Below are 14,471 nucleotides of genomic sequence, written 5' to 3'. Positions count from 1 at the left end.
CCCGCGAGGGGCGACAACAGTGATCAGTCAGCAGAAGGCGACAAGTCGAGCAGTACTACTGCGCGCCCCTACGCGGCCGTCGGGACGAGACGGCCGGGCGCCCTGGGCCGCGACCGGCCCGAGGCATCGGGATCGCGCTGCGGCAGGAACGCCGTGCGCTGCTCGCGATCACGGATCGCGGTGCGTATTCGATGGGGTGGCACGGGCCGCACGAGCCGAGCGGCGGCGGCCAGGGCCTCGGTACCGACGGCGACGGTCGCGGCGAGGGCGACCACCACGGCGCCCAGCCCGGCCTCCCCGGCGAACAGCCCGAGGACTCCCCCGAGCAGCACCAGCGAAAGCAGCGTCCGCGAGAACAGCGAGGACAGCCCGCCGCGTCGTTGCCGCGCCATGCAGACCTCCCCCTCTCCACTCCCGCACACGAAATACCCGTACGCCCATACACCCGTACGCCCATACACCCGGATACGCGTACACCCGTACGAGATGTGACACCGATACTAACCGGGCACGCTGACAATCGGCCGGGTCGGGCGGGCTCAGGACGACGTGAGGGTCCCCCACACCACCAGCCGGTACTTGGAGCTGTACTCGGGCGTGCAGGTGGTGAGCGTGATGTACGCGCCGGGCTCGCTGTAGCCGGCGTCCGGTTTCACCAGGCTCCGCGGCACGGGCGCGATCACCCCGGTGTCCCGCTCGGTCGTCTCGCCCAGGATCTTCCCCACCACGTACGTGTACCGCCGCCCCCGCACGTCGACGACGAGCTCGTCCCCCGCCCGCAGCCGGTTGATGTACCGGAACGGCTCGCCGTGGGTGTTGCGGTGCCCGGCCAGCGCGAAGTTCCCCTGCGCCCCGGGCTGCGCGGTCCCGGGATACTGCCCGGCGTACCCCTTGTCCAGCACGGCCCGCTTGTCGATCCCCTGCGCGACGGGCACGACGAGACCGAGACGCGGGATGCGCAGCACGGCGTACGCCTGGTCCCGGGCCGGCGGCTTGGCCGCGGGCCGTGGCGACCGGGAGGCCGCGGGCGGCCCAGGGGTCCCCTCCGACGGAGCCCCGGACACCGCCGGATCGCCCGGCTCGACGGAGGCCCCGGAGCCGGAGGGCGCGGGCGCAACGGGCCCGGAAGTATTCCCACCGTCCCAGGCCCGCTCCAGGGCCTGGACCTGCTCCTGCGCGGCGGCCGCGGCCTGCCGATTGGTCCACCACACCTGGTGCACCACCAGCAACAACACCACCACACCCACCGTGACGGTCAGCTCGGCGGCCGCCCACAGCACCCCCACGAGACCGGCCCGGCGCGCCCGCCGGCCGCTCCCCTGCACCACCACGGGTACGCGATCTCGCACGGGCGGCACCTTAAGTCCTCCCCCTTCAACTGACCAGCCGCAGTACGGTGTGAACCATGCGCCCCGACACGCCTGCCGAGCACATCGCCGAAGCCGAGCGCCTCATCCGCACGGCGACCCGCTACCCCGAGGACCAGGAGCCCTTGCTCCTCCAGGCCGCGGCCCACCTCGAACTGGCCGACGCACGCGACCGGGCGAGCGCCCTGTACGACCAGCTCCTCTCCGCCTCGCCGTCCGACCCCCAGCTGATCAAGGCCCTGCAGGCGGCGAACCTCTGGGAGTACGGCCACGAGGCGGAGGCGCGCGCCCTCATCTCGGGCATCCGCGCCGCCTCCCCGAAGGACCCGGCGCCGTGGGAGGTCATCGCGGAAGCCCTGGAGGCCCACGACGAGTTGGAGGCCTCGCACGACTGCTTCACGGAGGCGGCGACCCTCCTCATCGCGGAGGACGACCCGCTCACCCCGGCCACCACCGCCCTCCTGACGGGCCGCCACCGCGTACGCCGCCTCCTGGGGCGCCCGCACGACGACTGGGACATGGTCGCGGACACGCGCCACATCGGCCCGATCCCCCTGGACGAGCTCCACGACCCGAAGCGCATCTGGGCCCTGGGCTCCGACGACCCGGCCGAACTGCGCGCCGAGATCGCCCGCCTGCGCGCCGAACTGGGCGACCGCCGCGCGGCCCTGTCCCGCCCCTTCCCGGTGGCGATCCTCCACTGGCCGGCGCGCGAGCTGGCGGAACTCCTGACGTCGTACCCGACCCTGGCCTCGGAGTACCCGTCGCACGAGGCCCACCTGAGGCAGATCGAAACCTCCCTGCGCGCCCTCGCCGCCTCGGGCACCACGAACCTCGGCATCGTCACGGCGAGCGTCCCGTCGTACGAGGCCTTCGCAGCCTCCGAAAAGACCTCCCCGGCCTCCCCCAGCCTCCTGGCCGAATACGCCACGACCCTGGCAGCCCGCGGCAAAGCCACCCCCTGGCCCCCCACCCCCACCACAACCTGCTGGTGCACCTCGGGCAAGCCGTACTCGGAGTGCCACGGAGCCACCGGCCCCTGATTCCGTGGTCGACGCTCCCGACCTTACTCACCCAGACCTGCCACAGGGGACACACGCGGACTAGGCTCGTCCTCGATTCAACGATCCCCCTAGGCAGGCCATGCGCGACGACTGGCAGTTCGAAGTTCCCACTACGGGCAGCAAGCACCTCCCTCCTGACGCCCGGTACATGGAGGCCCTCAGCAGCCAGGGATACGGGTTCGAGGTGGCCATCGCCGACCTCGTCGACAACTCCATCGACGCCGGGGCCCGGGACGTGGTGATCCACTTCCTGCGCGACGAGGACCGGCTCGTCAGCCTCCTCGTCATCGACGACGGGAAGGGAATGACCGAGGAGGAACTCGATGTCGCCATGACCGTCGGAGGCCGCCGCGACTACGCCTCCGAGGCTCTGGGAATGTTCGGCACCGGGTTGAAGTCCGCATCGCTGAGTCACGCGTCCTCGGTGACGGTCGTGAGCAAGACGCGCAGGACGAGGGCCGTGGGCCGCCGTTGGCTGATGGAGCGGGCGGTGAACGGATACCAGTGCGACATCGTTGCCCCCGACTACGCTCAGACACTGATCGACCGCTACGCCCAGCGTCCGATCACCTGGCAGGGCACGGTCATCCGTTGGGACGGGGTCAAGAACTTCCCCCGGAACGGCGGAGGCGGCCAAACCGATCGCTACCTGCACCGGACCCTCAACCGACTCGGCCTCCAGCTCGGCCTGTACCTGCACAGGTTTCTCGCCAGGGACGACTTCAACATCACGATCGCGGTCGAGGACGTGAACACCGGAACCGAGTACATGAACTTCGGAGTCGAGCCCCTCGACCCGTTCGGATATCCGGTCCCGGGCCACACCGACTACCCTCGGCGCTTCACCGTCGATCTCGCTTCGATCCTCCCCGTGTCCCTCGACGCCCACGTCTGGCCGGCAAAGTCGACCTTGGACGGTTACAAGGCAGTCGGCTCCGTCCTGGAACGGCAGGGCTTCTATTTCTACCGACACAATCGTCTCGTACAGGCAGGCGGGTGGAACAATTTCCGCCAGCCGGATCAGCACCTTTCCCTTTCCCGTGTCGCCATCGATCTTCCGCCGCACGGAAACGATGTATTCCGGCTGACCGTGAAGAAGGAGGGCGTAGAGGTCTCCCCCGAGTTCATCTCCGCTTTGGAGGAGGCGCGGGACGCCGAGGGGCGACGCTTCATCGACTATGTCGCCGACGCCGAGTCGGTCTACCGCGAGGCGCGCAAGCGGGCGGGAACGACTCGGAAGTCCGTCATCGGGCCGGGCAAGGGGTTCGACCCCATCGTGCGGGAGGCGATCGAGGACGAGCTGCCCCTGTTGCCGGGTGAGGAACCCATCGCCATCCGCTGGCAGTCATTGGACAACAGTCTGTTCTTCGACGCCGACAGGGAGAACCGGACCATCGTCTTGAATCACCACTATCGGTCGGCGATTCTTGGCGGAAGGCGTGGCGGACTCAATGACGCTCCTACGTTGAAATCCCTCATATACCTCCTACTCCATCAGATATTCGAGAAGGAATACAGCGGGAGTCGAGAAAAAGACAACCTCCAATTGTGGCAGGCCATCCTGGTGGCCGCCGCGCGCACCGAACTGGAACGCATGGGCGACGATGACTGACGCGGGCGGATACCCGGAACTCCCCTGGTCGACCGTCGAGCACTATCTCGGGGAGCGGCAGGCAGCGAGCTATCGGCTATCCGCACCGACCTCGGAACGCGCAGTCTGGTACGAGATCGGTGACGGCGGGCAGGAGATCTCGCTGCAGGTCGAACTCGACCGCCACCAGCAGCCACCGCGCTCGTCGCTGCCGGCGGTGACCATCGACCAGGTGCGGCGCGACGGAACGCGGATGGCACGCATCCACACCACCCACGTGGCGTTGATGCGCGATTTCCACGATCTGCTCATCGCCGTCGCGGACCGCATAGTCACCGGCGAGCGCGACCTCGGGCAGGCCTTCGAGGAGACGGTGCAAGCCTGGGGCCGGCTGCTCGACCAGCCGCGCGGCCTCGGGGTGGAGCGTCGTATAGGGCTGCACGGCGAACTCGCGGTGTTGCGCGCCGTGGCCCGCTCCCGTGGGTGGGCGCAGGCGATCGAAGCGTGGACCGGACCCAAGGCGGAGCAGCACGACTTCGGGCTGCCCGAGTCTGATCTCGAGGTGAAGACCACCGCCTCCGAAAGGCGTCGACACACCGTTCACGGGATACACCAGCTCACGGAGAGCTCCGGCCGACCCTTGTGGTTCGCCTCTCTCCAGCTGACGCGCGGCGGCCTCGGCGGCCGCTCCCTGGGTGAGTCGGTGGCCTCGGTGATCCGTGACGCCCGAGCGGCGCACCGCATCGCGTCGGTGAGCCTGGAAGGCGCCCTGGCAGCCGGTGGTTGGAGCGAGAGCGACCCGGACGACGAACGCTGGACTTTGCGCTCGGCTCCCTTGATCGTCCCAGCCGAGCAGCTGCCGAGGTTGACCGAGTCGATGATTCCCCTCTCCGTCCGAGAGCACGTCTCGTCGATCGACTACCACATGGACGTGACCCATTTGAGCTCGGCACCCGGCTCGCCGGTCGACCTCATCGACTTCCGTCTTCCGTGACCAACGAGGACCCCCAATTGACAAGCACCGAAACCCTTCGGCTCGAACTGCACAGTGCCGTGCTGTCCGATCTCGACGGCAGCAAGCCGAAGAACCTGGCCCGGGCCCTGGCGTACCAGGCCGAGGACATGGCCCCGGAGGCCGCGGCGTATGCCGACGAGGCGGACTTCCAAGCAGCGCTCAAGGGATCCCGCTCAACGCATCAGTTGGTCGAACTCTGGCGTAAGCAGCTCACGCGATGGGACTACGCCGACCGACCGGCCTGGACCGACACGCGGCCGCGCACGGACGAGCGCAGGGCCGAGATCCATCACCTGTTGAAGCTCAAGGAGGCCACGCGCGCGCTGCTCGACGGGCTGATTCCCGTATCGAAGGCAGCGGTCTCCGTGGTGATCAGCCCGGAGCACAAGCCCTGGTACACGCCTCAGTCCCAGCTCAGCCGACCGCACTACTGGCCCGCCTATCGCGGCCTGCTCGCAGCCAAGGGGTGGCCGGCCGCTGCCGTGGCCGCGTTGGACGTGGCGACCGATCAGGTGATCGAACGGCTGGCAGACCCGACCGACTCGGCGATATACCAGTCCAAGGGTCTCGTCGTGGGCTACGTACAGTCGGGGAAGACCGCGAACTTCACTGGTGTCATGGCCAAGGCCGTGGACGCGGGCTACCGACTGGTGATTGTCCTCGGGGGGACGCTCAACATGCTGCGAGCCCAGACGCAGCGGCGTCTCGACATGGAACTCGTCGGCAGGGAGAACATCCTCCGGGGGGCCGACGAGCTGGAATCGGACTACGCCGACGACCCGGCTTGGAGGGCCGGGAAGTTCGTGACCTTCGGCAGCCTTCCGTCTGCACTCGGGGCATTCGACATCGTGCGGATGACCACGCGGGACGACGACTACAAGAGTCTGCTACAGGGCATCACCGCCTTGGAGTTCGAGAAGCGGGAACCGGCCCTGCCTCTGTACGACCGGGAGAACCTGCACCGCTCGTCGGCTCGCCTGATGGTGGTCAAGAAGAACAAGACGGTGCTGGCCAAGCTCGTCAAGGATCTGGGGAAGATCAAGACCCCACTGACGGAGATCCCCGTCTTGATCATCGACGACGAGTCGGACGAGGCTTCGGTCAACACCTCGAAGCCGGATGTCCAGCGCAGCGCGATCAACGAGCAGATCTCGAAGCTGCTGAACATGCTGCCTCGTGCCCAGTACGTGGGCTATACAGCGACGCCCTTCGCGAACGTCTTCGTGGATCCGAGCGACACCGAGGACATCTTCCCCAAGGACTTCCTCATCTCGCTGCCCCGCCCCGAGGGATACATGGGCGCGCGGGACTTCCACGATCTGGACAGTGAGGTGGAGGAGCACGAGCGCACCATTGCCAACTCCAACGAGAAGGCGCACGTCCGAGACATCTTCGACGACGCGGAGGACGACAGCTGCCTGCAGCAGGCCATGGACATGTTCGTGCTGACGGCCGCCATGAAGCTGTACCGGGAGGACGTGGGCGGTCTCGGTGACGGCTACTTCGAGCACCACACCATGCTCGTCCACGAGTCGGTGCGCACAGGAATCCACCGTGATCTACACAATCGCGTCCTGAACCTGTGGCACAACGCGGGCTACACCGGTCCCCGCGGGCACGAGCGGCTGCGGAAGCTCTTCGAGACGGACGTCGCCCCGGTATCGGAGGTCCGCGCCGACGGACAGGCGGTACCCGCTTCCTACGACGAGCTGATGCGCTACGTCGGGCCAGCGAGCGTACGGATCGACGGTGACGGCCAACCGATCATCGTCGTGAACGGCGACAAGGACTTGGAGACGGGCGAGGCCGACTTCGACAAGCGTCCGATCTGGAAGATCCTCATTGGGGGCCAGAAACTGGCACGCGGGTTCACAGTCGAGGGGCTGACCGTGTCGTTCTTCCGCCGCCGGGCCGGAAACGCATCCACGCTCATGCAGATGGGGCGCTGGTTCGGGTTCCGCAAGGGATATCGCGATCTGGTGCGTCTCTACCTCGGGCGCAGGGAGACCATGGGACGGACCGAGGTGGATCTATACGACGCCTTCCAGGCGATCTGCCTCGACGAGGAGGCGTTCCGTTCGGAGCTGCACCGCTATTCCGTGATGGTCGACGGCCGGCCGCAGATCACTCCCGCCCAGATCCCTCCCTTGGTTTCCCAACACCTGCCGTGGCTGAAGCCTGCCAGTCCGAACAAGATGTACAACGCCAGGCTGGAACTCGTGCGGTCCGCCGGACGCTGGGAGGAGCCCACTGCCTATCCGCAGAAGGGCGAAGAACTCCGGCGAAATACGGAACTGTGGCTTCCGTACCTCGAATCCCTCGATTCCCAGGCAACCGTCTACGCGTACCACTTCCCGGACAAGGGTCTCGTCCACCGCTTCCGCTCGCTGAGTGGAACCTTCTCCGCCACCACGGTCCTGGACACGCTCCGCGATCTGCGGTGGGACGTTCCCGAGCAGTTCCTCCCGCACCTTCGGTACCTCTCGGAGATCACCGAAGCCGGCAAGGTGGACGACTGGGTCGTGCTGGCTCCGCAGCACGCCTCGGGGTCGGAAGCCAAGACCGTCGCCCTCGGCTCTGCGGGTCGGTCGTACTCGTGGTTCTCCCGTGACCGCCGCGCGGACCGGGGAGCCCTCTTCGGAGCGATCAGCGACAAAAAGCACCGCGGGGTGGCTCACCGGATCGCGGGCGCTCTGGGCGCCTCGGGGGACACCACCACGGAGGGTCTTGTGTCCGAACGCCGCGGCGCGATCGTCCTGTACCCGGTCATCGAGACGACTCGTCAAAGCTCCATCAACGCGGATCGACGCATCGATTCGGACAAGATCGTCATGGCCTTCACCTTCGTGGCACCGGCCTCGGCCCACAGCGCAAACGGGCAGGTCGTCCAATTCACGACGGTCTCCGCCAAAGCCAGTGCGATCATCGACGTCACGGAGATCGGCAAGAGTTGATCTCCCGGTTCGACGGCGGCGAGGCAGGCAGGTCGTCTCGCCGCCCTCACGGGGACTCCGGGGGCGGCATGCACACAGGCACGACGGGACGGCTTCGCTCCCTGGACATCTGCTCGGGCGCCGGTGGACTGGCAGTGGGCCTCGAGGAATCCGGCTTCGACCCCGTCCTCCTGCTCGACAACCGCGACGTCGCGTGTCGCACCCTGCGTACCAACCGTCCTTCCTGGAACGTCCTCGAAACGAACCTGCTGGACTTCGATCCGTCCGAGCACACCGAGACCTACGACGTGGACCTGCTGTCGGCGGGCCTCCCACGCGTGAAGGCGACGGCCACCATCGCGCGCCGCGACAGCGAGGCAGAACTCGAACTGCTCCGAGCCACGATGCTGCTGCTCCACGGCGTGCAGCCCAGAGCGCTGCTCGTCGAGAACGTGCCCGACCTGGTGACGAAGCCGGCCTACGAGGCGATTCGCTCCTATGTCGCGGAGGAACTGTCGCACCTCGGCTATCGACATGCGTGGTTCGTCGTGAATGCGGCGGATTTCGGCGTTCCGCAAACTCGTCGCCAGGGAATTCTGGTGGCGTTCAAGGGCGACGTGCTCGACGCCTTCGTCGCGCCGACTCCGACGACCGATCCACACAGGACGGTCGGTGAGGCGCTGCTGGAGTCCATGTCCGCCGGCGGCTGGCCCGAGGCGGGCACATGGGCGGCACAGGCCAACCAGCCCGCCCCCACCCTCGTCGGCGGTTCCTGGGAACGTGGTGGTGCGGACCTGGGTCCGACAGGGTCCAAACGCGCGTGGGCGCGCATCGGGGTCGACGGAGCAACCGTGGCGGACGCCGTGCCGGACGCCGCCTTCCGTTGGGATCCGACCCTCGGTCGGGTGGGCATGATGCCTCTCACCGTGGACCAGGCCGCACTGCTCCAGGGATTCCCTCCCTCGTGGCGGATCGAGGGCCGCAAGACCGCGAAGTACCGGCAGGTGGGCCATGCCTCGCCGCCTCCGGTCGGATGTGTACTGGGCAAGGCCATCGCCGCCGCGCTGCGAGCCTGACCGACCTGGGAGAAGGGCGCAATGAGCCTGTGGCTCGGTGACTACACTTGACCCTCATGACCAGAAAGCAGCCCCAGCCGTCCCAACCTGGGCAGATCCGTGTCATGGATCTGTTCGCCGGGGCTGGAGGCTTCTCCTCGGGATTCGGCCGGTACACCCCCGAGGCGGGGGCGAGTCCGTTCACCTCGGTCGCCGCGGTCGAGTTCGACCGGGCCGCAGCGGCGACCTACGCGGCCAATTTCGGCGGCGCGCACGTCTTCGCCGGTGACATCGCCGGGTTCGATCCCACCCCCTTCAAGGGCCAGGTCGACGTGATCATGGGCGGTCCCCCCTGCCAGGGCTTCTCCGGTCTCGGCAAGGAGGACCCGACGGACCCTCGCAACGAACTCTGGCAGGAATACGTACGAGTGGTGGCGAAGGTCCACCCCAAGGTGTTCGTCATCGAGAACGTCGACCGCTTCCTGAAGTCCCCGCAGTACGCGGAACTGCTTTCGGCTTCCGCGACCCCCGGACATCCACTCCACGACTACACGGTGGTGCCCGCCGTGATGAACGCGGCCGACTACGGGGTCCCGCAGGCCCGACGTCGCGTCATCGTCATCTGCACCCACAAGGACTTCGCCGAGCCGTTGCGGCACCCCGCACCGACGCACCACAAGAACGGATACGAATCGGACGAGGCGCAGGACGCCCTCTTCGACTCCGTTCCCGGAGGTCAGGCCCTACCGCGCTGGGTTTCGGTTTCACAGGTCTTCGACGTCTCCGCGAAGCTCCCGATCCTGGAACGCATGCCCGATCCCCGCGACAGGGCGGATTCCGCCGGCCCCGTCCCCGGGCACTACCTCACGACGGACCTCCATTTCGGCCGAAACCCGGAGGCCCTTTCCCGCGCTCGATACATGGCGATTCCCGAGAACGGAAACCGGAAGAACCTCCGCGGGGTCAGCTATCGCATCGACCGGACAGGCCGCATTCGCCTCTCCACCTCGAAGGACTACGGCCGACTGAAGGGGCAGGAGTTCTATCTCTCCACCGAGAGCTGGGACAACCACAATTCGGGATCCGGCGACGTCATGGGCCGCATGCGGAAGAACGCCCCCTCCGTGACGATCCGGACGGAGTTCTACAAGCCCGAAAAGGGACGCTACCTGCACCCGACGGAGCACCGCCCGATCACCCACTACGAGGCCGCGCTCATCCAGGGGTTCCCCGAGACCTTCAAGTGGTACGGAACCAAGATCGAAATAGCCCGTCAGATCGGCAATGCCGTGCCCGTCGGGCTCGGCAGGACGCTGGCGGAGGCCATCCACACATTCCTGGCCCGCCACAGCTGACCCGCCCCGTCGGACCGCCCTGTCAAAGGCGGTCCGACGGCTTGGCCAGGCTCACCCCTGCCGACACCCGGGCAGCGGGGACCTTCTTTTCCCCTGCCGAGCGATCCCGAAGCGGTGCCTCGGCCAGCAACTGCTCGAAGATCGGGAGCAGGGCATCCACCGAGGCGCGGCTCACTTCACCGTCCCGGGGGCCTTCCGGCAGCCGATCCCAGGGGGCCGCCGCCGCATCCTCCGCCTCGTCGATCCAGTCCTGGAGCGCATCGGTATCGGCCTGCCGGTCCGGTGCCAGCACGTCGTACACCAGGGTGCTGCCGGCGGCGTTCACAGCCGAGGAGAGCGCGTTGACCTGGTCCCCGAGCCGGGGCACGCCCTCCGCCAGTTGACGTTCGACCATGTGCAGAATCGCCTGTGCGGTCGGGCGGTGATCGATGACGTCCAGGCGCATTGTGGTCTGCAACACGTCCTGCACCCGGCACGCGGTCTCGATCGGGCGGTAGTCGGGCCCGTCCCGGAACAACTCCGCAGCCCACCAGAGCCTGGAGAAGGCCTGTGTGTAGTGCGGTCCGCAGAAGCGCGCGGCCGTCGCCGAGCCCGGCCCGCCGCCCGTGCTGGATCCCCGATGCCGCCATGCGACGTAGTCAGGGGCGACGACCATCGCTATGAAGTTCCACAGCCGGCCGTCGGCGGCCTCGGCCCGCGTCATGCGCAGGGTGGCGTGCAGCCGGGGTGCGAACCAGCTGTCTGCGGCCGTCCGCTGGTCCTCAAAACGACGCATCGCCTCGTCGACCAGGACCCGCACCGGTTCGGTCCGCCACCGGTGTGCACCGCCCAGCGGCTCGGCCGCCCTTCGGAGTGCGACCTGAGGCGGCCGTTCCTGCCCGCTCAGTACCGCCTGGCCGAGGTGTTTGGCCACCGAAGCATCCGCCAACAGGCCCAACATCGGAGGGAGTTCCCTGCCATCGACTCGGTTCACCGCGTACCACCGGACCCTTCGAGGTTCTGCACGGAACGCACCGCATTGGTCAGGTTCCTCGTCGCGCGGCTTCTCTTCCCGGCCGCGAACTGCACGCCGGTCTGAATCTCCGCCCATCCGTAGCCCTTGGTCCGCCGTTCGGCGATCTCATAGAGCGCATCGGTCAGTTGGCGGCCCGGAAGTACGTCCGGGAGCATGGACCTCAGTACGGATTCCCGCCACCCCTTCGGCAGCATCGGGGTTCCGTCCTCGTCCGCGTCCAGATCGCTGATCGCCGTGTGAAACATCGCGGTCCAGGCGTCCTGCGCGATCTGGGTAGCCGCGAGATCACGCAGCATCCGCTCCGCCGGGCTGCCACCGGACCCGCGGAGCGCCTCCATCAGGCCCTCGACGGCTCCGATGTTGAGGTACACGGTCGGAACGTCACCCGTGGTCTCGACGATCCAGGCAGACTCCTTGTAGGGCCGGAGCCACTCGTGCTCACCGTCCTTGAAATCCACCTCGACGATCTCGATCTCGCGTTGCCTCGCGGGCGTCGAAGCCTTCAGATCGACGTACCAGTCACTGCCGGCGGACCCCACCAGGCGGCCTGCCACGCCTTCCACCGTCGCGACCACCGACACGCCCAATGTGGCCCGCCGCAGGTACGCCACGCTGTCCAGCTCGATGGTTCCCTGCATCGTCCCGTCGCCGGCCGGGGACAGCACCACGGTCGTACGGGCGTTGGTCGCCTTCTCCGCGAGGACGGCGAGGAACACCACATCGGACCACGGGCCCGATCGGAGTTCCGCCTCCGGGAAGGTCACCGAGAGCCGGAGGCGTGCCCGGTCCCACGCGCCTCGCCCCGTCTGATGCAGGGCGACCGCCCGATCCGCGACGGAGATCATCGTGTACGGGAGCTCCCTGTTGTCCACCGAGACGGACACGACTCTCAGCTCCACGTCCCCGAAGAGCGTCGGATAGGGAAACACCGATGTCACGCCGAACCTCCGCGAGCCTTCTGGACCTCCACCACGAGTCGGGCGTACCCGCTGCGCACCAGGTGCGTGGCGGGATCCGTGACCCCGCGGAAGACCGCCCTGCGCACGCCGGGCTCGACGACGAGATCGCCCTTCTCCACACGGCAGTCTTCCTCGGCGGCAAGGGCCGCCCACTCGACTACCGGACGACCTCCCGAGCGCACATCGAACTTCGCGACGGGTGTCAATCGCCACGGGTCCTCGGCAAGGGGTAGCTTGACATCCACGATCACGCTCCAGGCACCGGATTCCTCCACTCGTGCCGTCACCCCGCGGACCGTGGGGAAACCTTGCGTCCGCCGTGCCGAGCCGGTGTGCGTGTCCCAGGTGAGCAGCTCGCGCAGCGCCGCGGGACCGCCCGCCCGCTTCGTTTCGCGCCTGCCTACCAAGGCGCGCACGGCCTTGTCCACATCACTGCGGAACTCCTTGAGACGGCTGACGGCGCCACGTTCGTAGAGCGAGGTGAGTTCCTCCGTCCGGTCCCAACGGTCGTGCTCGGGTGGCTCCGAAGCGCGCAGGAACTCCTCGGCCAGGGCCACGTCCTCGCCGACCCGGTCCGTTGCGTAGCCGGCCAGCAGCACGGCCTGGAACGGCATCGTTCCCAAGGGGAGTTCGCGTGGCCGATGCTCCGTGATGGTCATACGGTTTCCCCGCATGCAGACCACCCGGCTGTGCCGCTCGTCCGCGTCGGCCGCCGGAGTGAGCAGGAGAACGGCCAGGTGCTCCCGACCCTTGTCCCGCGCTCTGCCCTTGCCCTTCAAAGGCGTCACGATCAGAGGCACCTCGGCACGCGCCACGTGATCCTCCGACGTCAGACTGTCGACCGTCTGGCCGTCGAGGTGGGCTTGGAGGGCGCGACTCAATGCAGGGTGGCGGGTGTACGGATCGACCCGCTCCTCGGGCACGACCACTTCGCCGTCACGAAACGTGGACACGCACGCCTCCAACAGGGGACCGGCCGCGACACCCCCGATCATCGCCGCCCAGAAACCGTCGGCCAGTGATCGCACGACTTTGTCGTGGAGGTCACGCAGCTCCTCGGCGTCGCCCGAGGCGTCGTGGGCGCCGACAACCAGGAACGACGTGCCCGGTTCGCCGGAGTGCCGCTCGAGGTGCAGACTTCGCGCCGTCTCCTCGTCGGCCCACCAAGACCGCGACACGTCCTTGTGTGCAGGGTCCGTATCCGGCTCGCCGAACCACGCCGGCCCCGCAAAGGCCTCGCCGTCGACCTGCCGCCACGGCAGGTCGAGACGTCCGATCACGCGTCGTTCGGTCCTGCCCTCGTGTGGCTCGGAAAGCGTGGAGTTGATGAGCACGAGACCGAAACGGCTGGCCGCCCACAGCGTTGCCTTGCCCAGTCCATAGGACCCGCCCGCACGACCTCCGGACTGCTTGTGACTGTCGAGCTGACGCCTGACGACGGCGGCGAAGCGACCGTCGTGATACTCCGGTCCGGTGAGCCCGTTGGCGTTGAAGTCGTCCACCCGCAGCAGAAGCAGCGAGTCCTTCGAATCGAGCTCGTCCAACGCGGCCCGCAGGCTCCTCGACACCTTCTGCTCCGCCGAGGCCGCCCGATCGTAGTGCGGGCGCAGCTCGTCCCATTGGAGGGCGGCCAGGAACGAGGACAGGTGCCGGCCCGTCAATTCGTGGAGGGTGTAGTGCACTCGAACCGGCGCGTCGGTGTCGAGTCGCTCGTCAAGCGCGTTCTGGGTGGCTTCCCTGGCCAGTACGGCCATGTCCGCGTCGAAGGCGAAGGCAGCGGCGTTGCCGTACTCGCGCCCGCCGTCGGCATGGGCCGTGCGATGGTGCCAGCGCAATGGTCGATGTGTCGATATGTCGCTGGTTCGGCTGTCGACCAGATCGGGGTTGGTGCCGAACACCTCGGCAAGCGACCGTTTGGTCTCCTCCCGAGGCTCCGCTCGCCCGTTCACCCAGGCGGAGACAGCCGCACGGGTCAACCCGAGCCGGGTAGCCAGGTCGGATTGCGACATGTCCATCCGGCTCAACTGCCGCGCGAGCCAGGGGCCGAAATCCTCACCTCGGTGCTCCATGCATCGCCCTCCGCTGTTCGGCTCGCCACGGCGTACGTCGCGATCACC

11 protein-coding genes are annotated in these 14,471 nt (G+C 67.8%); 6 read left to right on the top strand and 5 right to left on the bottom strand.

Features of this window, described 5'->3' with window-relative positions; translation table 11 throughout:
• Positions 1-68 precede the first annotated feature (68 nt).
• Together OG534_RS23195 and OG534_RS23190 are read right to left on the bottom strand one after the other, a co-directional pair.
• Complete coding sequence (locus OG534_RS23195; protein WP_326590371.1) at positions 69-392, bottom strand: DUF6412 domain-containing protein; 324 nt, start codon at positions 390-392, stop codon at positions 69-71.
• A 147-nt stretch (positions 393-539) separates the two neighbouring features.
• Positions 540-1,349 (bottom strand): class E sortase, encoded by an 810-nt coding sequence (locus OG534_RS23190; protein ID WP_326590370.1) that lies wholly within the window; start codon positions 1,347-1,349, stop codon positions 540-542.
• Positions 1,350-1,405: 56 nt separating this feature from the next.
• Here OG534_RS23190 and OG534_RS23185 point away from each other — a divergent pair, with 56 nt between their 5' ends.
• The 6 genes from OG534_RS23185 (at position 1,406) to OG534_RS23160 (ending at position 10,380) form a co-directional block, all read left to right on the top strand.
• The gene (locus OG534_RS23185) at positions 1,406-2,410 is read left to right on the top strand and encodes a tetratricopeptide repeat protein (protein WP_326590368.1); all 1,005 of its coding nucleotides are present in this window, start codon (positions 1,406-1,408) and stop codon (positions 2,408-2,410) included.
• A 100-nt stretch (positions 2,411-2,510) separates the two neighbouring features.
• Positions 2,511-4,043, top strand: a complete 1,533-nt coding sequence (locus OG534_RS23180; protein ID WP_326590367.1) for an ATP-binding protein — start codon at positions 2,511-2,513, stop codon at positions 4,041-4,043.
• On the top strand, positions 4,036-5,016 hold the full coding sequence (locus tag OG534_RS23175; RefSeq protein WP_326590365.1) for a PD-(D/E)XK motif protein: 981 nt from the start codon (positions 4,036-4,038) through the stop codon (positions 5,014-5,016). The genes OG534_RS23180 and OG534_RS23175 overlap by 8 nt, the downstream gene beginning before the upstream one ends.
• 17 nt (positions 5,017-5,033) lie before the next feature.
• Entirely contained in the window at positions 5,034-7,991 is a 2,958-nt protein-coding gene (locus OG534_RS23170; RefSeq protein WP_442807238.1) for a Z1 domain-containing protein, read from the top strand.
• A 68-nt stretch (positions 7,992-8,059) separates the two neighbouring features.
• Positions 8,060-9,046: a DNA cytosine methyltransferase gene (locus OG534_RS23165; protein ID WP_326590362.1), complete on the top strand. Its 987-nt coding sequence runs from the start codon at positions 8,060-8,062 to the stop codon at positions 9,044-9,046.
• A gap of 56 nt (positions 9,047-9,102) precedes the next feature.
• On the top strand, positions 9,103-10,380 hold the full coding sequence (locus tag OG534_RS23160; protein WP_326590361.1) for a DNA cytosine methyltransferase: 1,278 nt from the start codon (positions 9,103-9,105) through the stop codon (positions 10,378-10,380).
• 22 nt (positions 10,381-10,402) lie between these two features.
• On the opposite strand, the gene OG534_RS23155 is transcribed toward OG534_RS23160, so the two are convergent.
• The 3 genes from OG534_RS23155 to OG534_RS23145 are packed head-to-tail and all read right to left on the bottom strand — an operon-like array spanning position 10,403 to position 14,423.
• The gene (locus tag OG534_RS23155; RefSeq protein ID WP_326590360.1) at positions 10,403-11,320 is read right to left on the bottom strand and encodes a DUF6339 family protein; all 918 of its coding nucleotides are present in this window, start codon (positions 11,318-11,320) and stop codon (positions 10,403-10,405) included.
• Between the two features lie 29 nt (positions 11,321-11,349).
• Positions 11,350-12,333, bottom strand: coding sequence for a hypothetical protein (locus OG534_RS23150; RefSeq protein WP_326590359.1), 984 nt, complete (start codon positions 12,331-12,333; stop codon positions 11,350-11,352).
• A complete protein-coding gene (locus tag OG534_RS23145; protein WP_326590357.1) occupies positions 12,330-14,423 on the bottom strand; it encodes a helix-turn-helix domain-containing protein in 2,094 nt (697 codons plus the stop codon). The genes OG534_RS23150 and OG534_RS23145 overlap by 4 nt, the downstream gene beginning before the upstream one ends.
• Positions 14,424-14,471 lie beyond the last annotated feature (48 nt).

It is taken from the genome of Streptomyces sp. NBC_01294, assembly GCF_035917235.1.
GTDB lineage: Bacteria > Actinomycetota > Actinomycetes > Streptomycetales > Streptomycetaceae > Streptomyces > Streptomyces caledonius.
This window is presented reverse-complemented; position numbering and strand designations above follow the sequence as displayed.